Source organism: Limnohabitans sp. (assembly GCF_044361985.1).
GTDB lineage: Bacteria > Pseudomonadota > Gammaproteobacteria > Burkholderiales > Burkholderiaceae_C > Limnohabitans_A.
This window is the reverse complement of sequence record NZ_JBIKHV010000016.1, coordinates 13,849-35,750: the sequence shown is the minus strand read 5'-3', so window position 1 is coordinate 35,750 and position 21,902 is coordinate 13,849. Positions and strand designations below refer to the sequence as shown.

18 protein-coding genes are annotated in these 21,902 nt (G+C 61.4%); 3 read left to right on the top strand and 15 right to left on the bottom strand.

Annotated elements, in window-relative coordinates:
• The 4 genes from ACIQ3A_RS05270 to ACIQ3A_RS05255 all read right to left on the bottom strand — a co-directional run.
• The coding region (locus ACIQ3A_RS05270; RefSeq protein ID WP_396430705.1) for a malic enzyme-like NAD(P)-binding protein at positions 1 to 1,109 on the bottom strand (1,109 nt) is incomplete at its 3' end.
• A gap of 189 nt (positions 1,110 to 1,298) precedes the next feature.
• Positions 1,299 to 1,913 carry an MOSC domain-containing protein gene (locus ACIQ3A_RS05265; RefSeq protein ID WP_396430704.1) on the bottom strand — a complete coding sequence of 205 codons (615 nt, stop codon included), beginning with the start codon at positions 1,911 to 1,913 and terminating at the stop codon, positions 1,299 to 1,301.
• Between the two features lie 7 nt (positions 1,914 to 1,920).
• Positions 1,921 to 3,309: an aminopeptidase P N-terminal domain-containing protein gene (locus ACIQ3A_RS05260; RefSeq protein WP_396430703.1), complete on the bottom strand. Its 1,389-nt coding sequence runs from the start codon at positions 3,307 to 3,309 to the stop codon at positions 1,921 to 1,923.
• 42 nt (positions 3,310 to 3,351) lie between these two features.
• Positions 3,352 to 4,062, bottom strand: a complete 711-nt coding sequence (locus ACIQ3A_RS05255) for a nucleotidyltransferase family protein (protein ID WP_396430706.1) — start codon at positions 4,060 to 4,062, stop codon at positions 3,352 to 3,354.
• A gap of 189 nt (positions 4,063 to 4,251) precedes the next feature.
• Between ACIQ3A_RS05255 and ACIQ3A_RS05250 the strand changes: the two genes are divergently transcribed.
• The 3 genes from ACIQ3A_RS05250 to gap all read left to right on the top strand — a co-directional run bounded on the left by ACIQ3A_RS05250 (position 4,252) and on the right by gap (position 8,725).
• On the top strand, positions 4,252 to 5,352 hold the full coding sequence (locus ACIQ3A_RS05250; RefSeq protein WP_396430702.1) for a Rieske 2Fe-2S domain-containing protein: 1,101 nt from the start codon (positions 4,252 to 4,254) through the stop codon (positions 5,350 to 5,352).
• Between the two features lie 200 nt (positions 5,353 to 5,552).
• Positions 5,553 to 7,583 carry a transketolase gene (tkt, locus tag ACIQ3A_RS05245; protein WP_396430701.1) on the top strand — a complete coding sequence of 677 codons (2,031 nt, stop codon included), beginning with the start codon at positions 5,553 to 5,555 and terminating at the stop codon, positions 7,581 to 7,583.
• 134 nt (positions 7,584 to 7,717) lie between these two features.
• Positions 7,718 to 8,725 (top strand): type I glyceraldehyde-3-phosphate dehydrogenase, encoded by a 1,008-nt coding sequence (gene gap, locus ACIQ3A_RS05240; protein WP_396430700.1) that lies wholly within the window; start codon positions 7,718 to 7,720, stop codon positions 8,723 to 8,725.
• Positions 8,726 to 8,918: 193 nt separating this feature from the next.
• Here the strand turns inward: gap and hutG are convergent, their stop codons facing one another.
• From hutG to ACIQ3A_RS05185, 11 genes are all read right to left on the bottom strand, one after another.
• Positions 8,919 to 9,746, bottom strand: coding sequence for an N-formylglutamate deformylase (gene hutG / locus ACIQ3A_RS05235; protein WP_396430699.1), 828 nt, complete (start codon positions 9,744 to 9,746; stop codon positions 8,919 to 8,921).
• A gap of 67 nt (positions 9,747 to 9,813) precedes the next feature.
• Positions 9,814 to 11,088, bottom strand: coding sequence for an imidazolonepropionase (hutI, locus tag ACIQ3A_RS05230; RefSeq protein ID WP_396430698.1), 1,275 nt, complete (start codon positions 11,086 to 11,088; stop codon positions 9,814 to 9,816).
• A 2-nt stretch (positions 11,089 to 11,090) separates the two neighbouring features.
• Complete coding sequence (locus ACIQ3A_RS05225; protein ID WP_396430697.1) at positions 11,091 to 11,669, bottom strand: HutD family protein; 579 nt, start codon at positions 11,667 to 11,669, stop codon at positions 11,091 to 11,093.
• A 48-nt stretch (positions 11,670 to 11,717) separates the two neighbouring features.
• Positions 11,718 to 13,415: a urocanate hydratase gene (hutU, locus tag ACIQ3A_RS05220; protein ID WP_396430696.1), complete on the bottom strand. Its 1,698-nt coding sequence runs from the start codon at positions 13,413 to 13,415 to the stop codon at positions 11,718 to 11,720.
• A 48-nt stretch (positions 13,416 to 13,463) separates the two neighbouring features.
• The gene (gene hutH, locus ACIQ3A_RS05215; RefSeq protein ID WP_396430695.1) at positions 13,464 to 15,002 is read right to left on the bottom strand and encodes a histidine ammonia-lyase; all 1,539 of its coding nucleotides are present in this window, start codon (positions 15,000 to 15,002) and stop codon (positions 13,464 to 13,466) included.
• A gap of 48 nt (positions 15,003 to 15,050) precedes the next feature.
• On the bottom strand, positions 15,051 to 15,842 hold the full coding sequence (hutC, locus tag ACIQ3A_RS05210; RefSeq protein ID WP_396430694.1) for a histidine utilization repressor: 792 nt from the start codon (positions 15,840 to 15,842) through the stop codon (positions 15,051 to 15,053).
• A gap of 5 nt (positions 15,843 to 15,847) precedes the next feature.
• Positions 15,848 to 16,630 (bottom strand): ABC transporter ATP-binding protein, encoded by a 783-nt coding sequence (locus tag ACIQ3A_RS05205; protein ID WP_396430693.1) that lies wholly within the window; start codon positions 16,628 to 16,630, stop codon positions 15,848 to 15,850.
• A complete protein-coding gene (locus tag ACIQ3A_RS05200; protein WP_396430692.1) occupies positions 16,627 to 17,460 on the bottom strand; it encodes an ABC transporter permease in 834 nt (277 codons plus the stop codon). The genes ACIQ3A_RS05205 and ACIQ3A_RS05200 overlap by 4 nt, the downstream gene beginning before the upstream one ends.
• A gap of 4 nt (positions 17,461 to 17,464) precedes the next feature.
• Complete coding sequence (locus ACIQ3A_RS05195) at positions 17,465 to 18,430, bottom strand: ABC transporter substrate-binding protein (protein ID WP_396430691.1); 966 nt, start codon at positions 18,428 to 18,430, stop codon at positions 17,465 to 17,467.
• Between the two features lie 385 nt (positions 18,431 to 18,815).
• Positions 18,816 to 20,420, bottom strand: a complete 1,605-nt coding sequence (locus tag ACIQ3A_RS05190; protein ID WP_396430690.1) for a GMC family oxidoreductase — start codon at positions 20,418 to 20,420, stop codon at positions 18,816 to 18,818.
• A 148-nt stretch (positions 20,421 to 20,568) separates the two neighbouring features.
• Positions 20,569 to 21,852, bottom strand: a complete 1,284-nt coding sequence (locus tag ACIQ3A_RS05185) for a hypothetical protein (protein WP_396430689.1) — start codon at positions 21,850 to 21,852, stop codon at positions 20,569 to 20,571.
• Positions 21,853 to 21,902: the final 50 nt, after the last annotated feature.

Sequence of the window (21,902 nt, the reverse complement as noted above, 5' to 3'; positions counted from 1 at the left end):
ACTTCGCTTTGCTCGGCCTGGGCCAGTTCGGCAATGGCGTACACGGCAGCGATTTCCATCTCCAGCGTGATGGTGGTCGCGCCGCAATCCAAAGCACCCCGAAAAATGTAAGGGAAGCACAGGACGTTGTTGACCTGGTTGGGGTAGTCGGTGCGGCCCGTGGCCATGATGGCGTCGTCGCGCACAGCCTTGACGTCTTCAGGATCGATTTCGGGGTTGGGGTTGGCCAACGCAAAGATCAGCGGTTTGCCGGCCATTTTTTTGACCATGTCTTGCTTGAGCACACCGCCTGCCGACAAGCCCAGAAACACATCGGCACCCTCAATCACCTGGGCCAGGGTGCGCTGCTCGGTTTTTTGCACGAACTGGATCTTGTCTTCGTCCATCAATTCGGTGCGGCCTTCGTAGACCACACCCGCCAAGTCGGTGACCCAGATGTTTTCTCGCGGGATACCCAGTTTGACCAGCAAACCCAGGCAGGCCAAGGCCGCAGCGCCTGCACCCGAGGTGACCAGCTTGATCTTTTTCGGGTCTTTGCCAACGATTTTCAGGCCGTTCAGGATGGCCGCACCCACCACAATGGCGGTGCCGTGCTGGTCATCATGGAAGACCGGGATCTTCATGCGCTCACGCAGTTTGCGCTCGACGTAGAAACAGTCAGGGGCCTTGATGTCTTCGAGGTTGATGCCGCCAAAAGTCGGCTCTAACGAGGCGATGATTTCGACCAGCTTGTCCGGGTCTTTTTCGTTGATCTCGATGTCGAACACGTCGATGCCCGAAAACTTCTTGAACAGCACGCCCTTGCCTTCCATGACCGGCTTGCTGGCCAGCGGGCCGATGTCGCCCAAGCCCAGCACGGCGGTGCCGTTGGTGACCACGCCCACCAAGTTGCCCCGGCTGGTGTATTTGAAGGCCGCAGCCGGGTCTTTGACGATTTCTTCGCACGGCGCCGCAACGCCTGGGGAGTAGGCCAAAGCCAGGTCGTGCTGGTTGACCAGTTGCTTGGTCGGCGCGATGGCGATTTTTCCGGGGGTGGGGAACTCGTGGTACTCAAGTGCGGCTTTGCGCAGTTGTGCTCGTTTTTCTTCAGCTTGGACCTTGTTGGTCATTGTTCTTGCTCCGTTTGGGGAATGTGCTGTCAAGGGCGCCAAGGATCAGCAGCCGATCTGAATGGGATGGAGGGTGTCAATGCACGGGGTGACAGCTCGGTCGTATTTCATTGTAGACCCCCGATTAAAGGGTTTTGTTGACCCCAATACGCCTGGCAAGTGAGTTGGCTTTTGACTTTTGCACACGAATCAACGCAGATGCTTCCAGGCCTTGTGCTGCAAGGCTTGCAATACGCTGATGGCGCGCGGCCCCGGAATGACGTCAAAAGTGCCACCCACTTGCAACACACCCGGCCGGTCGACCGCCAGGTAAAACCCGCAGCGCCCGCTGATCACCATGTCCTTGGCCGCCTGCGAATAACCCATGACGGCGTTGAATTTGCCACAGGGTTCACGGGGCTGGGTCACGCGCAAGACCACTTCGCCCAACTGCAAGGTGTCACCGATGAACAGGTCTTGTTCGAGGACGCCTTGCAGGCTGAGGTTTTCGCCCAGCATGCCAGGGGCCAGATCTTCTTCGAACATCGTCACGCCCTGGTTCTGGCGCTGCGCCCGCCACCAAGGCAAGTGTTCTGAAGGCAAGGCATAGACCGCCTTGCTCAAACCACCGTGCACGGTCGGGTCGGCTTGTTCGTCGCCCAGCAGGCCCAGGACGCCCACTTCGACCTGATCTGTCACAGGGGTTTTGCCAATGGCCGAAGCCAGCTTGCGCCCACTGACCATCAAAGGACGAACCCGGCCTGTCTGGATCGACAAGAGGGTGCCGTGCTCGGCTCTTGGTATGCCCGGATCGGCTTGGGTCATGCCCCGATCAGGCCTTCATCAGGGCTTCGATCTCGTCGGCCTTGACCGGCACCCCGCGCGTGATCAGCTCGCAACCGGTCTCGGTCACGATGGCGTCGTCTTCGATGCGAATGCCGATGTTGTGAAAGGCCTCGGGCACGCCCGCTGCCGGACGCACATACAGGCCCGGCTCAATCGTCAACACCATGCCTGGCTGCAAAATGCGGCTCGGGCGGTCCTTGATGGTCTCGCCGCTCAAGGGGTCTTTGCGCTCACTGATCTGGCCCACTTGTGAAGGCTCCACGTAACTGCCGCAGTCGTGCACGTCCATGCCCAGCCAGTGGCCGGTGCGGTGCATGTAAAACTGGAAGTAGCTGCGGTTGGCAATCACGTCTTGCGCACTGCCCACCTTGTTCTTATCAAGCAAGCCCACATCGAGCAGGCCCTGCGCCAGCACAGCCACCGTGGCCTCGTGCGGATCGACAAACCGGGCGCCCGCCTTGGTCACGGCCACGGCCGCATCTTGCGAAGCCAGCACCAGGTCGTACAAGGCGCGCTGCGGACCTGTGAACAAGCCGTTCGCCGGGAAAGTGCGGGTGATGTCGCTGGCATAGCCATCGAGCTCGCAACCCGCATCGATCAACACCAAATCGCCATTTTTGATCAAGGCCGTGTCCGCACGGTAATGCAGCACGCAGGCATTCGCCCCGCCGGCCACGATGGAGCCATAGGCCGGGTACTGCGAGCCATGTTGACGAAATTCGTGCAGCAGCTCAGCATCCAGGTGGAACTCGCGCACCTCTTCCCCGGCGCGCAACATGGCAGCGCTGCGCTGCATGGCCCGAATGTGGGCGCGCGCGCTGATGGCCGAGGCCCGTCGCATGGTGTCTTGCTCGTGGGCATCTTTGACCAGGCGCATCTCGTCGAGGACGCTGCACAGGTCACGCTGCTGGTCGGGGCACAAAGCGCCATAACGCACGCGCGCTCGAACCGACTGCAGCCAGCCGTCTACACGGCCTTCCAGACCTGCGTGGATGGCAAATGGGTACCAGACCGTGCTGCGGTTTTCCAGCAACTTGGGCATTTGTGCGGCCATCTCGCCCATCGGGAAGGCCCGGCTCAGGCCCAAAGCGGCGGGCGCGGCATCCGGCCCCAGGCGAATGCCGTCCCAGATTTCCCGCTCCAAATCCTTGGGCTGGCAAAACAGCGTGACCTCACCCTCGGCCGTGATCACCAGCGTGGCATGCGGTTCGGTGAAGCCAGTGAGGTAATAAAAGTAACTGTCGTGCCGGTACAGGTAATGGCTGTCCCGGTTGCGCTGCTGCTCAGGCGCGGTGGGAATGATGGCGATGCCGCCTGTGCCCAGCTGGGCAGCGACGCGGGTACGGCGTTGTGCGTAGATCGTAGGGGAGGTCATCTCGGCATTGTAGGAGGGGTGCAATAACCCGTGGTGCAGGCGTCAACCGTTCAACTGTGCCAGCCGCTCAGGCGTGCCCACATCGGTCCATTCGCCCGCGTAGACCTCGCCAGAAACCTCACCCCGGTCCATCGCGGAGCGCAGCAGGGGGGCCAGCGCCAGCGCCACGCCCTCGGGGTTACCGGGGGGCAGCTCGGCAGCGGCAAAAAAAGCTTTTTTGTACAGCGCGATGGTGCTGAAGGTGTGCTCGCAGCCCTCAGAACCCTTGGGCAGGTTGAGCACCTGGCCTGCGGGCGAAAGCCCGAAGTCGCCGCCCAGGTTGTGCGCCGGATTGGGCACCAGCCACAGGTGCGCGGTGTGCTGGCTGGCGGCAAAGCGCTGCAGGGCCTCTGGCGCGAAGACAAAGTTGGGCGCAAACACATCGCCCGCCACCACCCAGAAGACTTCGGCCAATTGCGGCAAGGCGCGCACAATGCCGCCCGCGGTTTCCAGCGCTCGGCCGAAGTCATGACCTTCGTTGGAATAGGCCAAGTCCACCACTGGCAAGCCTGGCCAGTTGGCTTGCGCACCAAAGTGAGCCGAAATTTTTTCGCCCAGCCAGGCGGTGTTGATCAGCTGCCGGGTGAAGCCCCCTCGGGCCAGCGCCTGCATGGGCCACGCCATCAAGGGCTGACCGCGCACGGCCAGCAAGGGTTTGGGCAGGGCATCGGTCAAGGGGCGCATGCGCTCGCCACGGCCAGCGGCCAGCAGCATGGCCTGGGCCAGAGGGGCTGTGCTCAAGTCATGGCCTGTGGCTGGGGGATGAAAACGAGGGGTCATCCCCGAATGTTGCCACGCTTAAGGCGCTCCTGAGACACAAAAAGCCCAGCCCGAAGCCATAAACTCGATCAGCCATGCCCGCCCAAGGCATCCGTCCCACCTGTTGAAAAAGGAGACTCGCCCATGACACGCCCTGCTCAAACGGTCATCGTTGCCGCGCAAAATGCGGCACTTCGGCTGGCCGACCGGCACACCCCGTTCATCATGAACGACTGGTATGTCGCGGCTTTTGGCGAAGAGATCCAACAGCAATTGCTGGCCCGCACCCTGCTGGGCAGGCGCCTGGTTTTTTTCCGCTCGGCCGATGGGCGCGTTGTGGCCCTAGAAGACCGTTGCCCGCACCGCTCCATGCCCCTGTCAGCCGGCTCGCTGGAGCAGGACACCATCGTCTGCGGCTACCACGGCCTGCGGTTCAACACCGAGGGCGACTGCATCGAGGTGCCTTCTCAAGCCACTTGCCCGAAAAACATGGGCATCAAAGCCTACCGAACCCATGAGCGCGGTGCCGTGGTCTGGATTTGGATGGGCGATGCCGAGCAGGCCGACCTGAGCAAACTGCCCGCGCAAGACTGGATGGAAGACGCACAGTGGGAGCGCTCGCAAGGCTATTTGGGTTTGCAAGCCAATTACGTGCGCCTGCACGAAAACCTGCTGGACCTGACCCATTTGAGTTTTTTGCACGCCAAGAGCTTTGGCACGCCCGACTACGCCAAAGCCGCTTTTGAAAGCGAGCTCGGCGAGGGTCAATTTGCCTTGCTGCGCAAGGTGGTGCCCACCACCTTGCCCCCCGTGTGGGGCATTCCCACCGGGCTGACGGGCCAGAACCAAGCTGCCCGCATCGTGCGCTCCGAGTTCCGCAGTTTGGGGCTGCACGAGGTGTCGGTGACTTTTTACGATTGTCATTTGCCAGAAGACGAACGCCCGCACTTTCGCATCCGCACCGCGCACATGCCCACCCCCGAGACAGCCACCCGTACACATTATTTCATCGTGCATGGGCGCGATTTTGCGCAAGGCGATACGGCCACCACGCACTTCATGCACCAGCAGTTGTTCGTGGCTTTTCAGGAAGATGTGGACGGCCTGGCCCTGCAAGAACAAGCCCTCGCCAGCACTCCGGCCGAATATTTGTACGAATTTTCAGTGGCTGCCGACGCGCCCGCGGTGGCCATGCGCCGCCATGTGCTGGCCCGCCAACAAAAAGAAGCACGGCCTGAAGCCTGATTCAAGTCCAAGGCCAGCCCACCCAACAGCCCACCGCGTGGGCCATTGCCGCCCCCTGGGCACAAGCGGCAACACCTTGAGGGACGCCGTCAAACTCTCCGTGCGCAAGCCCTGTGTGATGGGCTCCCAGTCGTTGGCGTCGGGCAGACAACCGCTAAAATCACGGGTTTTCCAGAATACTTTCCCGAAAGCTGACCCCCATGGCCAATCAACAACAAATGGCAAACGCCATCCGCGCCCTTGCAATGGACGCTGTTCAACAAGCCAACTCGGGTCACCCGGGCGCCCCCATGGGCATGGCCGACATGGCGGTGGCATTGTGGGGCGACCACCTGCAGCACAACCCGAAAAACCCACACTGGGCCAACCGTGACCGCTTTGTGCTGTCGAACGGCCACGGCTCCATGCTGATCTATTCGGTGCTGCACCTGACCGGCTACAAGCTGCCGATCGAAGAACTCAAAAACTTCCGCACCCTGCACAGCAAAACCGCCGGTCACCCCGAAGTGGGCGTGACCCCCGGCGTGGAAACCACCACCGGCCCACTGGGTCAGGGCGTCACCAATGCCGTGGGCATGGCCTTGGCCGAGAAGATGCTGGCTGCCGAGTTCAACCAGGCCGGCCACACCATCGTCAACCACCACACCTATGTGTTCCTGGGTGACGGCTGCCTGATGGAGGGCATCAGCCACGAAGCCTGCGCATTGGCCGGCGCCTGGAAGCTGAACAAGCTGATCGCTCTGTACGACGACAACGGCATCTCGATCGACGGCCAGGTGGCCCCCTGGTTCATCGACAACACGCCGCAGCGCTTTGCCGCTTACGGCTGGCACGTGATCGATGCCGTGGACGGCCATGACGCCAGCGCGGTGTCCAAGGCCATTGCCAGCGCCAAGCTGAGCGCCGACAAGCCGACCTTGATCGTCTGCAAGACCGCCATCGGCAAAGGCTCGCCGAACCGCGCGGGCACCTCCAAGGCACACGGCGAGCCTCTGGGCGCAGAAGAAATCAAGCTGACACGCGAAGCCCTAGGCTGGACAGCAGAGCCCTTCAAGATCCCCAAAGCGGTTTACGCCGACTGGGACGCCAAGGCGGCAGGGACCGCCCGCGAAGCCCAGTGGAACACCGCCTTTGCCGCTTACAAAGCCGCATTTCCGGCCCAAGCCAAAGAGTTTGTGCGCCGCATGAAGGGCGATCTGCCGAAGAACTTCAACCAGGTGGCGTTTGACGCCGTCGTTGCGGCCCACACCCAAGGCGAGACCGTGGCCAGCCGCAAGGCCAGCCAGCTGGCACTCGAAGCCTTCACCGCCGCCCTGCCCGAAATGCTGGGCGGCTCGGCCGACCTGACGGGCTCGAACCTGACCAACACCAAGAGCACCCCCGCTTTCCGCGTGGACCTGGCCGGTGATGTGGTGAAGACGGCTGAAGGCCAGATCGGTCGCCACATCAACTACGGCGTGCGCGAATTCGGCATGGCCGCCATCATGAATGGCTTGGCCCTGCACGGCGGCTACATCCCTTACGGCGGCACTTTCCTGACCTTCAGCGACTATTCGCGCAACGCCATCCGCATGGCCGCGCTGATGAAGCAACGCATCATCCATGTGTTCACCCATGACTCCATCGGTCTGGGCGAAGACGGTCCGACCCACCAGTCGATCGAACACGCCGCCAGCCTGCGCCTGATTCCCGGCCTGGACGTGTGGCGCCCCGCCGACACCGCCGAAACCACCGTGGCCTGGGCCGTGGCCCTGCAAAACGCGCACCGGCCTTCGGCCCTGTTGCTGAGCCGGCAGAACCTGGCCTACTCACCTAAAAGCGATCTGGGCGACATCAGCCGTGGCGCCTATGTGCTGTCCGAGCCTGAGAGCGTGGGCATGAAGAAGACCCATGGCGTGATCATCGCCACCGGCTCTGAAGTGCAACTGGCCCTGGCCGCGCAAAAGCTGCTGGCCGCACGCAAAATCGGTGTGCGCGTGGTCTCCATGCCCAGCACCAACGTGTTTGACCGCCAGGACACCGAGTACAAGCAAAGCGTGCTGCCCGCGGGCATTCCCCGCGTGGCGGTCGAGATGGGTTCTACCGACGGTTGGTGGAAATACGGCTGCGCCGCGGTGGTCGGCATCGACACCTACGGCGAATCGGCCCCGGCCCCTGTTTTGTTCAAGCACTTTGGTTTCACCGCCGAAAACGTGGCCGACACGGTCCACGCTGCACTGCTCAAGGCCTGACAAGGCACAACCGGCTGAAAGGTTTCGGTGCCCGTGGGTGCCGAAACCACGCTCAGGGATCAGGTCCATGCAAGGGTCTTGATTTAAAAACCGGTTACGTAACCGTTTTGTAACTTTTCCCCAAGGCATTCTCCATGACCATCAAGCTTGGCATCAACGGATTCGGCCGCATCGGCCGCCTGGCCTTGCGTGCTGCCCTTAAACACGGCTTCACCGACATCCAGATCATGGGCATCAACGACCCCAAGCCCGCTGACTACCTGGCCTACATGCTCAAGTACGACAGCGTGCACGGCCGATTTGACGGCACGGTGGACTTCACCGAAGACACCCTGATCGTGAACGGCAAGAAGATCAAGCTCTCGCACGAGCGCGATGCGCACAACTTGCAGTGGGGCGCCATGGGCGTGGACATCGTGCTCGAATGCACAGGCCACTACCTGACCGAGCCCACCAGCCAGATGCACATCGCCGCAGGTGCCAAAAAGGTGGTGATCTCGGCGCCTTCCAAAGACAGCATCCCCATGTTTGTTTACGGCGTGAACCATAAGAAATACGCGGGCGAGACCATCGTTTCGAACGCCAGCTGCACCACCAACTGCCTGGCTCCCGTGGTGAAGGTGCTGAACGACAAATGGGGCATCAAGCGCGGCCTGATGACCACCGTGCACGCCGCCACCGCCAGCCAGATGACCGTGGACGGGTCGTCCCGCAAAGACTGGCGCGGTGGCCGAGGGATTTTGGAAAACATCATCCCCAGCAGCACCGGCGCGGCCAAGGCGGTGGGCGTGGTGATCCCAGAGATCAAGGGCAAGATCACCGGCATGGCCTTTCGCGTGCCCACCTCAGACGTGTCCGTGATTGACCTGACCGTGGAGCTCAACAACGAAGCCAGCTACGCCGAAATTTGCGCCGAAATGAAAGCGCAAAGCGAAGGCGCCTTGAAAGGCGTGCTGGGCTACACCGACGAGAAAGTGGTCTCCACCGATTTCCGTGGCGAATCCTGCGCCAGCGTGTTCGATGCCACCGCCGGCATTGCCCTCGACAAAAGCTTCGTCAAGATCGTCGCTTGGTACGACAACGAGTGGGGTTACGCCAAACAGTGCCTGGAGATGGTGCGGGTGGTGGCCAAGAAGAAGTGAGCTTTTGCTGGGTCGGTCGCACATGCCTGAGGCAGACTCAGCTGCCGGCGCCCCGCCAGGGCTCAGAGGCGCTTCGCTTTGCCACATCGCCCCGACGGGGCGCCGGCATCTGAGTCGTGGTGACCACGGACAAATCGTCCTCGGGTCCGACATCTTCATTTGCCACATCAGGCCTTAGCTGCGCTTGCGCGCATCAAGCCTTGACCGCTGCAGCTTCCACAAACGCCAGCACCGCCTCCAGCATGCGCCGCACATGCGGTTGCACGCCCGCTGCGACTTCAGGCAGGTAATCAAACGGCCAGTGTTCCTGCATGTACGTGCATTGGGTCATTTCCAGTTGCACTGCATGGATGCCCTGCTCGGGCTTGCCATATTGGCGGGTGATGTGCCCGCCTTTAAAACGGCCATTCAGCACGGCGGTGTAGGGGGCGGCTTGTTTGCCAATGGCCAGCAAGTGCTCGGCCAAGACCGGGCTGCAGCTGGCCCCATTGGCGGTGCCCAGATTCAGCTCGGGCAGGGTGCCCTCGAAAAAACGCGGCACCACCGAGCGAATCGAATGTGCATCCCACAAGGCCGCCGCGCCGTGCTCGGACCGGATGCGTGCCAGCTCAAGCGCCAGTTGCGCATGGTAGGGCTGCCAGATGGCTTCGCGGCGCTGGGCAATCTCTGCTTCATCCGGTTGTTCAGCCAGGTCCCGGTACAGCGGCTGGTCGTCAAACAAATCCACTGGGCACAGGCCGGTCACACTTTGCCCGGGATACAGACTCGCTCCGTCCGGCGGGCGGTTCAGGTCGATCACAAAACGCGAATGCGTGGCCACCAGCACCGAAGCCCCCAAGGCATCGGCAAAGTCGTACAGACGTTCCAGGTGCCAGTCGGTATCGGGAACGCGCCGACCTTCGTCGGTCAGGCGTGCTGCCAGCGCAGGCGGCACATGCGTGCCCACATGCGGCATGGAAATCAGCAAGGGCCTTGTGCCTTGGCGAAAACGAAAAGGTGGCTCGGTCGTTTGAAAGTTCATGGTGTGTGTTGCCAGGATGGATGACTTGCAAAAGTGTGGGCGAGCATAAATATCGTCATGGGAATGTTCACGCCAACTGACTGGACAGCGCCATGCCGTCAACGGCCAGACGCCCCTGGCGCACCACACTGCATGCGGGGCGCTGGCCCAACCAATAAGCCAGTTCAGACACATCCCCCACTGGCCAGAGCACAAAGTTGGCCGGCACCCCCACATGGATCTGCCCATGTGTGGCCTGCAAACCCAGCGCCTGGGCCGCATGGCGGGTCACGCCCGCCAGCGCCTCGGGCACGGTAAGGCGAAACAAGGTGCAGGCCATATTGATCATCAGCAACAAGCTCAGGGCGGGCGAGGTGCCGGGGTTGTGGTCGGTGGACACCGCCATGGGCACGCCGGCCTCACGCAGCGCCGCAATCGGTGGCAAATGGGTGTCGCGCAAGGTGAAGTAAGCACCGGGCAAGAGCACGGCAACCGTGCCGGACTGCCGCATGGCGGCAATGCCCTGGGCACTCAAATGCTCGATGTGGTCACACGACAAGGCGGCATAACGTGCGGCCAGGGCCGATCCCCCCATGTCCGACAATTGCTCGGCATGCAACTTCACAGGCAAGCCCAGCGCTTTGGCGGCCTCAAATACTTTTTGCGTTTCAGCCAGTGTGAAGCCGATGCTTTCACAAAAAACATCCACGGCATCCACCAGGCCCTCGGCAGCCAGGGCCGGCATCATCTCGTAGCAGACCAAGTCGATGTACTCGGCGCTGCGCCCTGCGTATTCGGGTGGCAAGGCGTGTGCACCCAAAAAACTGGTGCGCACCGTGACCCCAAAAACTTCCCCCAGGCGCCTGGCCACGCGCAGTTGTTTGCGTTCGTGTGCCAGGCTCAAGCCATAGCCAGATTTGATCTCGATGGCGCACACACCCTCGGCCAGCAAAGCCATCATGCGAGGGACTGCGGCTTCAAACAATTCGTCTTCGCTGGCCTGCCGTGTGGCCTTGACGGTGGACACGATGCCCCCACCGGCGCGGGCCACCTCCTCGTAACTTGCGCCCGCCAGGCGCATGGCGAATTCGTTGGCACGCAGCCCGCCATAAACCAGGTGCGTGTGGCAATCGACCAGGCCTGGCGTCACCACAGCACCCTTTGCGTCGTGCCGCTTGAATGACCGATACGCCCCTGGCAGCTCGGCGTGTGGGCCGACCCAGACCAGCACGCCCTGATCCACCACCAGGGCCGCATCGGGGACTGCGTCAGCGCCCGCACCCAAGGCCTCGGGGGCCAAATGCAAGTGGTGCCAAACACCATCGGCACTGGGCCAGGTTGGGGCAGAAAACGAAGAGGTCATGGTCAATGGTAATGAAGGGTCAAGGCCAAAAGCGCTGCGTCGGGATCTTGCGGCACCAGGCGCCAGGCCAGCGCGGCATCGCACCACCACAGCCCTTGTTGCGGCATCAGAGGTTCAGGGCTTTGGCCTTCGAGCAGCCAATGCCCTTGCACCGACATGAACAAGCCCTGGGTGCAACTGGGCCATTCGGTTTGCGCCCGAACGATCTGCACGCTGGCGCGGCACACCGCACGCCGGGTCATGCTGTTGAAATCGAAACAATCACCGGCCAGCAAGCGGGCATGAACAGGGGCCTCTCCCGCAAAGGCAAAGGGTGCCAACGGGGTCTCAAGGCGGTGCTCAATTTGACCGTCTTCGCTCTGCAAATGAACCCCGCCGCCCTCTAGCAAAGTGATGACCCGGTCGACCCCAGGAAAAATTGAAAACGGGCCATCGCTGGCAATCTGCGCGACACTTACCCGCCAGTCGAAATCGGCCATGCCCGAGCCCACCGGAACACAAGCGATCTCGCGCGTGACGCCCCCCCCGTTTTTCCAAGGTGTCGCCGGCAGGTCCGGCAGATGAAATCGGTTCAGTGTCATGGTTTCAAAAGATCCACAAAAAAACCATCTATCGGGGCATCGCCGCAGTCACTTCACCATGGGCAGCTTCAAACCCTGTTTTTTGGCGGTGGCCACGGCCAGTTCATACCCGGCATCGGCGTGGCGCATCACGCCCGAGCCGCTGTCGTTGACCAGCACGCGCGCCAGGCGCTCAGCGGCGGCATCGCTGCCATCGGCCACGATGACCATGCCCGCATGTTGCGAATAGCCCATGCCCACACCACCGCCGTGGTGCAGACTGACCCAGCTGGCACCGCCGGCCGTGTTCAGCAAGGCGTTGAGCAGCGGCCAATCGCTGACCGCATCGGTGCCGTCTTTCATGGCTTCGGTTTCGCGGTTGGGGCTGGCCACTGAGCCGGTGTCCAGGTGGTCACGCCCGATGACGATCGGCGCTTTCAATTCGCCCGTGCGCACCATTTCATTGAAAGCCAGACCGGCCAGGTGCCGCTCACCCAAACCCAGCCAGCAAATGCGCGCCGGCAAACCCTGAAAGCTGATGCGCTCGCGCGCCATGTCCAGCCACCGGTGCGTGTGCTTGTTGTCCGGGAACAGCTCCTTGATCTTGGCATCGGTTTTGTAAATGTCCTCAGGATCACCCGACAAAGCCACCCAGCGGAACGGCCCCTTGCCTTCGCAGAACATGGGGCGAATGTAGGCGGGCACAAAACCCGGAAAGTCAAACGCATTCTTCACGCCATGGTCAAAGGCCACCTGCCGGATGTTGTTGCCATAGTCGACCGTGGGTATGCCCATGGCCTGAAAGTCCAGCATGGCTTGCACCTGCGTGGCGCAACCCTGTGCCGCGGCTGCGGTCAGGGCTGCGTGCTGCGCGGGCTCGCGTTGCGCGTTTTTCCATTGCGCCACCGTCCAGCCGGACGGCAGGTAACCATTGATCAGGTCGTGCGCAGAAGTCTGGTCGGTCACCAGGTCGGGGCGAATGCTACCGGCTTTGACGCGCCGCACCAGCTCGGGCAGGATGTCAGCGGCGTTGCCCAGCAAGGCAATCGAGACCGCTTCTTTGGCCGCAGTGTGGTGCGCGATCATGGCCAATGCTTCGTCGATGTCTTTGGCCTGCTTGTCGACGTAGCGTGTGCGCAAACGGAAATCAATGCTGCTTTGCTGGCATTCGATGTTGAGCGAGCAGGCGCCCGCCAGCGTGGCGGCCAGGGGTTGTGCACCGCCCATGCCACCGAGGCCCGAGGTCAAAATCCAGCGGCCTGCCCAGTCGTTGTTGTAGTGCTGGCGGCCGGCCTCCACAAAGGTCTCGAATGTGCCCTGCACGATGCCCTGGCTACCGATGTATATCCACGAGCCCGCCGTCATCTGCCCATACATGAACAAGCCCTTGCGGTCGAGTTCATTGAAGTGCTCCCAGTTGGCCCACTTGGGCACCAGGTTGGAGTTGGCAATCAGCACGCGGGGCGCATTGGCGTGCGTTTTGAAGACCCCCACCGGCTTGCCCGACTGGATCAGCAAAGACTCGTCTTCGTTCAGATCTTTCAGTGACGCCAGAATCTGGTCAAAGCAGGCCCAATCGCGGGCTGCACGGCCAATGCCGCCGTACACCACCAGGTGTGTCGGGTTCTCGGCCACCTCAGGGTCGAGGTTGTTTTGCACCATGCGGTAGGCGGCTTCGGTGACCCAGTTCTTGCAGGTCAGTTGCGTGCCGCGCGGTGCGCGCACCACACGGGTCGGGTCCAGGCGGGGGTCGTTCAGAGTGCTCATGGTGGCGTCCTTGGGGGTGAACATGAAGTGAATTATGGGTCGGCGGATTCAGCGCAAGCCAGGCAAGCTGATGCCGGTGCAGGTCTGCAGCAAGGCGCCGCTGCGCACCATGCCAATGGCCGCTTGCATGTCGGGCTGAATGTGGCGGTCTTCGTCCAGGTGCGCCACGTGCGCACGCAACAAAGCCACAGCTGCGGCCAAAGGCGAACTGGTCTGCAACGGCGCATGAAAGTCGCAGCCCTGGGCTGCGGCCAGCCACTCGATGCCAATCACGGCCATGGCGTTGTCTGCCATCGGCAGCAGACGACGAGCGCCATGCGCGGCCATCGACACGTGGTCTTCCTGGTTGGCCGATGTGGGGATCGAGTCGACACTGGCGGGGTAAGCGCGTTGCTTGTTCTCGGACACCAGTGCAGCGGCCGTGACCTGCGGGATCATGAAGCCTGAATTCAGGCCCGGCTTGGGTGTGAGAAAAGCGGGCAAACCCGACAGCGCAGGGTCCACCAGCATGGCAATGCGGCGTTCGGCCAAAGAGCCGATTTCGCAAATGGCCATGGCAATCATGTCGGCGGCAAAGGCCACTGGCTCGGCGTGGAAGTTGCCCCCCGACAAGGCCTCATCGGTGTCACTGAAAATCAGCGGGTTGTCCGACACCCCGTTGGCCTCGGTCTCCAGCAACTGGGCGGCGTTGTGCAACACATCGAAGCAGGCCCCCATGACTTGGGGCTGGCAACGCAGGCAATAAGGATCTTGCACCCGCTCGTCGCCTTGCAGGTGCGAAGCGCGAATGCCGCTGCCACTCAGCAATTGGCGCAACGCCTCTGCGGTGACGATCTGGCCGCGATGCTTGCGCAAGCGATGGATGCGGGCGTCAAAGGGTGCATCCGACCCCTTGGCCGCATCGGTCGACAAGGCACCGGTGAGCATGGCCGACTGGAACAGGCGCTCGGCTTCAAACAAACCCGCCAACGCATGAGCGGTCGAAAACTGCGTGCCGTTGAGCAAGGCCAAGCCTTCCTTGGGGCCCAGGGTCACAGGCGCCAGGCCCACACTGGCCAGCGCCTGCAGGGCAGGCAGGCGGCCCGCAGGGGTGTCGGCATCGCCAACACCGATCATCACCGCGGTCATGTGGGCCAAGGGTGCCAAATCACCCGACGCCCCCACAGAGCCTTGGCCTGGCACCGTAGGGATGATGCCCCGCGCCAACATCGCCTCCAGCAAAGCCAAGGTGGCCGGGCGAATGCCCGATGCGCCTTGTGCCAGGCTGGCTATTTTCAGGGCCATCATCAGGCGGGTGATGGGCACCGGCGTGGCCTCACCCACGCCAGCGGCATGCGACAGCACGATGTTGCGCTGCAGGGTTTCCAGTTCGTCTGCGGGGATGCGCACACTGGCCAATTTGCCAAACCCGGTGTTGATGCCGTACACCGGCTCGCCCTTGGCCACGATGCGGGCCACGGCATCGGCACTGGCTTGTACGGCCGCCGCGCAAGCCGCGTCGAGTTTGGGTGTGGCCCCCCGGTAAATGGCGCACCAGTCGGCCAAGCTCACCTGGCCGGGCACGAGTTTCAAAGTGGTATCGGGCATATCAAGGGTCGGCAATTCAAAAATGGCTGGGTGAAAGTTGCGCTGGATTCAAGTGGCCACCGGGTTGCCACTGGCGCTGTAGCGGCTGCCCAAGCGGTAGCGGCTGGCCGGGTGCAAGCAACGCACCAGCGTGACTGGGACTCCCTTTGTCCAGGTGCGGCGGGTCAGCAACAAGCAGGGTTCGGCCGGGTCCATCTGCAGGCGCACGGCCTGCTCGGCAGTGGGCAAAACGGCGTCCACCACATGTTCAATTTCATCAAAAGGCACGGTGCGCACCAAAAACTCGGAGGGTTGCTGTTGACTGAAGTCTTGTTGCGCAAAATCAGGCACCACATTCGGGTTCACGAAGCGGTCTTCGAGTTGAATGGGCAAGCCGTCTTCAAGGTGCACGCACACCGAATGGAACACCGACTCGCCGGTGCGCACCGCCAGAGCGGCCGCCACCTCAAGGGTGGCAGAGACACGCTCAACCACCAGCATGGTGCAAGCGTAGTCGTGGCCGCGTTGGCGAATTTCAACCGCCAGGTTGACGATCTGCAGCAAGGTGGATTGTGGTTTTTTTTCGGCCACAAAACTGCCGACACCTGCCACACGCACGATGCGCCCTTGCGCCACCAGTTCACGCAAGGCCCGGTTGACCGTCATGCGAGAGATGCCAAATTGGGCCACCAATTCGTGCTCGGTGGGCAAGCGCTCTCCAGCTCGCCAAAACCCATCCTGGATCTTGCCGGCGATGTGGTCCTTGACCTGCTGGAACAAGGCCACGTCACCCGTTGCCAAACGCGCCACCTTGCCCACTCGGGTTTTAGCCGCAGCGACCGGCAAAGTAGAGCGTGTCATCACCATCAGTGGCGATCCGACGCCATGGCTTCGGCGCGGATTTCTTCGGTCAATTGCGCCTTCAGGGCCATGAATTCGGGTGAGGTCTTGATCGTGTAATGCCGGGGGTGTGGAAAGTCCACGGCCAGCTCGGTTTTAATGCGACCGGGGCGCGCGCTGAACACGGCCACACGGTTGGCCATGAAGATGGCCTCGTCGATGTCGTGCGTGACGAACAGCACCGTTTTTTGCGCCGACTCCCAGATGCCCAAAAGCAACTCTTGCATCAACACGCGGGTCTGGTTGTCCAGCGCCCCAAAGGGTTCGTCGAGCAGCAAGATTTTGGGGTCATTGGCAAGCGCCCGCGCAATCGCCGTGCGTTGCTGCATGCCGCCAGACAACTGCTTGGGGAAGTGCTGCTCAAAGCCACGCAGTCCGACTTTGGCGATGAAGTAATCGGCGCGCTCTTTTTGCGCGTGCTCGGGCATGCCACGCTCACGCAGACCAAAACGGATGTTCTGCTCAATCGTGAGCCAGGGAAACAGGGTGTAACTTTGGAACACCATGCCCCGATCCGCACCCGGGCCTTGCACTTTGGCGCCGTCCAGCAAGACCTGGCCTGTGGTGGGCTGGTCCAGCCCCGCCACGATGCGCAGCAAGGTGGACTTGCCGCACCCCGACGGCCCCAGGATCGTGACGAAATCGTTTTCACGCACTTCAAAATTCACCGGCGTCAGGGCTTGTGTTGCGATCCCTTTGGGTGACGTGAAGACGCGCGAAACGCCTTGAATGGACAGTTGGCTGCTCACAGAGAACTCCAAACAAACAGGCGGCGGTTGAGGGCCTTGAAGGCCAGGTCAGAAACCAGGCCAATCAGGCCGATCACGATGATGCCAAAGATGATCTGGCCGGTGTTCAGCAAGGCCTGGCTGTCGGTGATCATGTGGCCAATGCCCGACGATGAGCCGATCAATTCGGCCACGATCACATAGGTCCAGGCCCAGCCCAATACCAGCCGCAAGATTTCGGCAATCTCCGGGGCTGCGCCCGGAATGAGCACGCGCTTGACAATGCCCGCGGGTTGGGCACCCAGGGTGTAAGCCGCTTCGACCAGATCACGTCGGGCCGCGCCCACGCAGACGGCCACCATCAACACGATCTGGAAAACCGAACCGATGAAGATCACCAACACCTTTTGCAACTCGCCAATGCCGGCCCACAAAATCAGCAAGGGAATGAAGGCCGAGGCAGGCAGATAGCGGCAAAAAGACACGAAGGGTTCGAGGAAAGCCTCGACCCCTTTGTGCGCCCCCATGGCGATGCCCAGAGGCACCGCGACGAGGCTGGCCAAAATGAACCCCGCCAGCACACGCCAGATCGTCATGGCGATGTCGTGGCTGAAGTTGAACTCGGTGAACAAGAGCCCGGCCTCTTGCACCATGGTCACCGGGCTGGCCAAAAAGGTGGGCGAGACGTACCCCCCCAGCGTGAAGAACGCCCAGACGCCAAAAAACAAAATGAAAAAGCCAATGCCCAACAGCCACCGCGACTGCGCACGCACCGGCTCCAGGGGAGCCAGTGCCCGACGACGCGGCTGCAATGCCTTGCCAGGGCCCGAAGTCGAATGCGCGCTTGTCATCGGTTTACTTGATGAAGCTGGTGTCAAGCATGACCGCGAAATCGGCGGGTGCTTTGCGGATCACGCCAGCTTCCAGCAAGATGACCGAAGCGTCCTTCATGAAGGCTTGCAGTTCGCCAGCAAAAAACTTCTGGTTCGCCGCTTTGTCTTGCCAACGCAAAAAAGCCGACGACTTGGCAAAGGCCTCGCCGGTTTGCTTGACCGCTGCACCCATGATTTCGTTTGACTTGGCAGCATCGGTCTTGATCAGCTCCAGCGCATCAAAATACGCATTGGCCAAACCTTGTGCGGCCTTGGGGTTGGCCTTGAGCCATTCGGGCGAGCAGCCCACGGTGTCCATGACCATCGGGTAGTCCAGCGTGGTGGCCAAAATTTTGCCTGCTTGCGGGTTGCTGCGCACGGTGGACAGATAGGGCTCGTAGGTCATGGCCGCATCAATTTGACCTGCCACAAACGATTGGGCTGCGGCCTGTGGTGACAGCGTGGTGATCTTGACGTCCTTCATGCTCATGCCGTTTTTGCTCAACATCCAGGCCAAGCCAAAGAAGGGTGCGGTGCCTGGTGCGTCCACGCCAATGGTCTTGCCCTTGAGATCGGCAAAGTTGTTGATGTTTCCGCGCACAGCGATGCCGTCTGCGCCAAAGGATTTATCCAGCTGGAAGATCTGCACAATCGGCACGCCATTGGTGTTCCAGGCGACATGGGTTTCCACGGTTGTAGCAGCGCACTGGATCGCATTGGAGGCCAGGGCCAGGTGACGGTCTTTCTGGGGAATCATCTTCAGATCGACCTGCAGCCCGTGTTTCTTGAACAGACCGGCCTTGTCGGCCAGGGTCAGGGGGGCAAAACCCGTCCAGCCCGACATGCCCAAGGCCAGCTTGACCTCTTGGGCTTGTGCCTGGAATGCCAATGTGGCGGTGAGGGCACCGGCCAGCATCAGCGATGCCAGTTTGACGTTTGACTTGCGCATGAATGAACTCCTGTGTGTTGAACAAGCCCACACCTTCAGCAGCCAACGGCGGCGCTCAAAGGCGGGTGCAAAAGCATCGTCAAAATTCTGTTTTTGCTGTCTATACAAAATTGGACAATGAGAAAAAAGCTGCCAAGCCCAGGAGACAACATCTCTCCCAAAATTCTCAACAACCCCGCGGATGATAGCGTTTGCAACCCGAAAAGCACGGGGAATTACACCATCTTGCTGTCTATACAAATAGCTGTTATAGGATCCACAACACAGATCAAGGCGGGTCACCGCCCTGGCGTGCACGACATGGCTGAGCGGCGCGCCCAGCTGCCGAGCCCTTGTGTGAATAGCCGATGCAAGCGCCCGAGGGCTCTGCAAACCGGGCTCTGTGTCAACGGTCTGAGGCTTGCGTACGGATCAAGTCGGCCGCTTTCTCGGCCAGCATGATGGTTGGTGCGTTGGTGTTGCCACTGACGATGCGGGGCATGACCGAGGCGTCCACCACGCGCAGGCCCTGCACACCACGCACGCGCAACTGCGCATCCACCACCGCCATGGCGTCTTGCCCCATGCGGCAGGTGCCCACCGGGTGGTAAATGGTGTCGGCGTTACGGCGAATCCATTGCGTCGGCTGGGCATCGGTCTGCGCCCCGGCTGAGCTGGCCACTTCGCAGCCATGTGCACTGAGGGCAGGCGACGCCATGATGCGCCTTGCATGGCGAACGCCCGCCAGCATGTGAACCATGTCATTGGCATGGGTCAAAAACTTCGGGTCAATCAGCGGCGGCACGTTGGCATCGGTGCTGGCCAGGCGCACCTTGCCCCGACTTTGTGGCTGAAGCAAGCACACATGCAGGGAATAGCCGTGGCCCCAGGACGGTGTGCGACCATGATTGACCAGTTTGGCCACCACAAAATGCAGTTGAATGTCGGCCTGGGTGAGGTCAGGTGCGCTCCTCAAGAACCCCCCAGCCTCCGCAAAATTGGTGGTCAGCATGCCCTTGCGATGCTGCCGCCAGTGCCACACGCCCTGCAGTAATTTCAAGCCACCCAGGGCGGACACACCAAACAATTCGGTGCTGGGCACATCGGCCACCAGCACCACATCAGGGTGGTCGTGCAGGTTTTCACCCACGCCAGGCAAATCGCATTGCGTGGCAATGCCCATCGCCTGCAGGTGAGCGCCCGGACCAATGCCCGATCGCATCAGCAAGGCGGGTGACTGAAAAGCCCCGGCACTCAGGATGATCTCGCGCCGTGCCGTCAAAGCCAGTGTCTTGCCAGCTTGCAAAACTTGCACCTGCCGGGCCGCGCCGCTTTGCAACAAGACGCGCTGCGCAGTCACACCCGTCATCACCTGCAAATTGGGGCGCTGGAGGTTGGGCGTGAGGTAGGCCTTGGCGGCGCTGAAACGCTCACCGTTTTTGTGTGTGACCTGGTAGAGCCCAACGCCTTCTTGCCCAGCCCCATTGAAGTCGGGGTTGTGTGCAAAACCCGCTTGCACACCGGCTTCCACAAATCGTTTTGAAAACACATTGGGACTTTGCAAATCGGCCACATTGAGCGGGCCGTTCTGGCCATGCCAGTCATCGCGCAAGCGTTCGTTGTGTTCGGCCTTGCGAAAGTAGGGCAGCACATCCGCCCAGGCCCAGCCCGGGTTGCCCATGGCCGCCCAGTGATCGTAGTCTGCCGGCTGACCCCGTACATAGATCATGGCATTGGTCGAACTGGAGCCGCCCAGGGTGCGCCCTCTGGGCTGGTAGCCTTTGCGCCCCAAAAGGCCCACTTGCGGCACGGTTTCGAGCGACTGCGAAACACTGTTGAGCAAGGGCATGGCCGCAATGCCCGCGGGACAGTGGATGAGCGGGCTGGTGTCCGGTGGCCCGGCCTCGAGCAGGGCCACGTGCACCGAAGGGTCTTCACTCAGACGGGCCGCCAGCACACAACCGGCCGACCCAGCGCCGACCACGATGTAATCAAACTCCAAAGAGCTCATCTCTGCCTTTCGATGGCTTTTATGCCATTTTGTGATTGCCGATAAGCAAATAACCTTTCTTTTTAGCTCTTTTTACGGCAAATCTTGAGCGGGTTTGTACGGGGACGGCGTTCAGCGTGCCGCCCGGCAGGAACGCATCTTCCCTCACTTAGGCACCGATATAAACCGGTGCGAATCCCCCGCCGGGCGTTCTGAAGTTGGTGGTTTGCCCTTGGTACAAACGCGCTGCAAGCGATTGGACATGACCGTCGTAGACGTAATTGCGCACATCGAATTTGAGGATTTGTCCTGAATCGCCAGGTGAGATGGTTCGCTCACCCGGGGCCACCCAGGCTTGGGCGATGTAGCCACCGGCCAGGATTTCGCCCCAAACCCGATGGGTCAACTTGTCGCCGCGGTAGGCCGCCTTACCGCCATAGCCGGCAAAGGGTTTGAAGAAATAATGTTTCCGTTGCGCCCAAAAGTGCGCTGCGTTGGACGGCGTCAGCACCTCGGTCTGGGGGATACCCTGCAGCAATATGTCTTGCGTCGCCCGTGGCACGCCCATGGCCGTCATCGTATCGGCCTTGCACAGCAAGGCCAGGTTGCGCTTGTCTGCCATCAAGGCATGGGCTTGCGGGTGGGGGGTCAACACCACCGCGTCCTGTAAGTAGGCTTCACGCAAATGGGCATGCGCAGGCTCGCTGAGCGCAAAGTCGGTCAAGCGGTTGTAAACCAGATCGATCGCTGTCTCGTCAAGCCAAAGCCTGTGGTCGCGCCAGACGAGTTGCGAAGGGTCGGCGATCCATGCCTGGATGCCGTGGCGTCTGAACAAGCCCTGAAACAGCAAAAACTCGGGGTACAGGTATTGCTGCTCAGGTGAAGCATCCACAATGGCCAGCGTTTGCAGGGGCTGCCCCGGATGGCTCAGTCGCCACTCGTTTTGAAACATCGCTACAAATGCGGATTCCAGAGCGTCGACTTGCGCGCCGGTAGGCACCATGGCTTCGATCTCCGGGCAGCATGCACGCTGGGCGCGCGCCAGCAAGGCATTGAGCAAGGCGCCGCCCGCATTCGTGTTCACTTCAATCAGCCCAAAGCTGTGGTCAGCGCCCTCCGCGTGGACATGAAAGTCATAACCCATGAAAACACTTTTGGCGCGGCTCGGATGCCGTGCAATCGGGTCCGATCGGGACAACACTTCTTCGCGGTAAGCCGGCAAGGCGACCACCGATTCCAGCGCCGATATCAAACGGGCCATGCGTTGTACTTGCGCTTGTGACAACACCACCGGGCGGGCTGAGAAAAGCGAGGGCAGCCGATCACGCACCCGTTCAAAAAGCGCCGGATTGCCGATGCTGTCCGCCAAGGTTTGCGCCAGCGCCTGCTCGTCCAGGCTGACGCAAAAGCATTCGCGGTTGAAGTTGTCGGCGTTGATGTGTGGGGTGTTCAATTGGAAAATCGTGCGATGTGGGTCGTTCAATATAAGTCTGGCAACTGTGC

Coding starts and splice junctions, on each gene's coding strand:
- ACIQ3A_RS05265 (WP_396430704.1), bottom strand. CDS start 1,913: ATGACCCAAGCCGATCCGGGCATACCAAGAGCCGAGCACGGCACCCTC.
- ACIQ3A_RS05260 (WP_396430703.1), bottom strand. CDS start 3,309: ATGACCTCCCCTACGATCTACGCACAACGCCGTACCCGCGTCGCTGCC.
- ACIQ3A_RS05255 (WP_396430706.1), bottom strand. CDS start 4,062: ATGCTGCTGGCCGCTGGCCGTGGCGAGCGCATGCGCCCCTTGACCGAT.
- ACIQ3A_RS05250 (WP_396430702.1), top strand. CDS start 4,252: ATGACACGCCCTGCTCAAACGGTCATCGTTGCCGCGCAAAATGCGGCA.
- tkt (WP_396430701.1), top strand. CDS start 5,553: ATGGCCAATCAACAACAAATGGCAAACGCCATCCGCGCCCTTGCAATG.
- gap (WP_396430700.1), top strand. CDS start 7,718: ATGACCATCAAGCTTGGCATCAACGGATTCGGCCGCATCGGCCGCCTG.
- hutG (WP_396430699.1), bottom strand. CDS start 9,746: ATGAACTTTCAAACGACCGAGCCACCTTTTCGTTTTCGCCAAGGCACA.
- hutI (WP_396430698.1), bottom strand. CDS start 11,088: ATGACCTCTTCGTTTTCTGCCCCAACCTGGCCCAGTGCCGATGGTGTT.
- ACIQ3A_RS05225 (WP_396430697.1), bottom strand. CDS start 11,669: ATGACACTGAACCGATTTCATCTGCCGGACCTGCCGGCGACACCTTGG.
- hutU (WP_396430696.1), bottom strand. CDS start 13,415: ATGAGCACTCTGAACGACCCCCGCCTGGACCCGACCCGTGTGGTGCGC.
- hutH (WP_396430695.1), bottom strand. CDS start 15,002: ATGCCCGATACCACTTTGAAACTCGTGCCCGGCCAGGTGAGCTTGGCC.
- hutC (WP_396430694.1), bottom strand. CDS start 15,842: ATGACACGCTCTACTTTGCCGGTCGCTGCGGCTAAAACCCGAGTGGGC.
- ACIQ3A_RS05200 (WP_396430692.1), bottom strand. CDS start 17,460: ATGACAAGCGCGCATTCGACTTCGGGCCCTGGCAAGGCATTGCAGCCG.
- ACIQ3A_RS05195 (WP_396430691.1), bottom strand. CDS start 18,430: ATGCGCAAGTCAAACGTCAAACTGGCATCGCTGATGCTGGCCGGTGCC.
- ACIQ3A_RS05190 (WP_396430690.1), bottom strand. CDS start 20,420: ATGAGCTCTTTGGAGTTTGATTACATCGTGGTCGGCGCTGGGTCGGCC.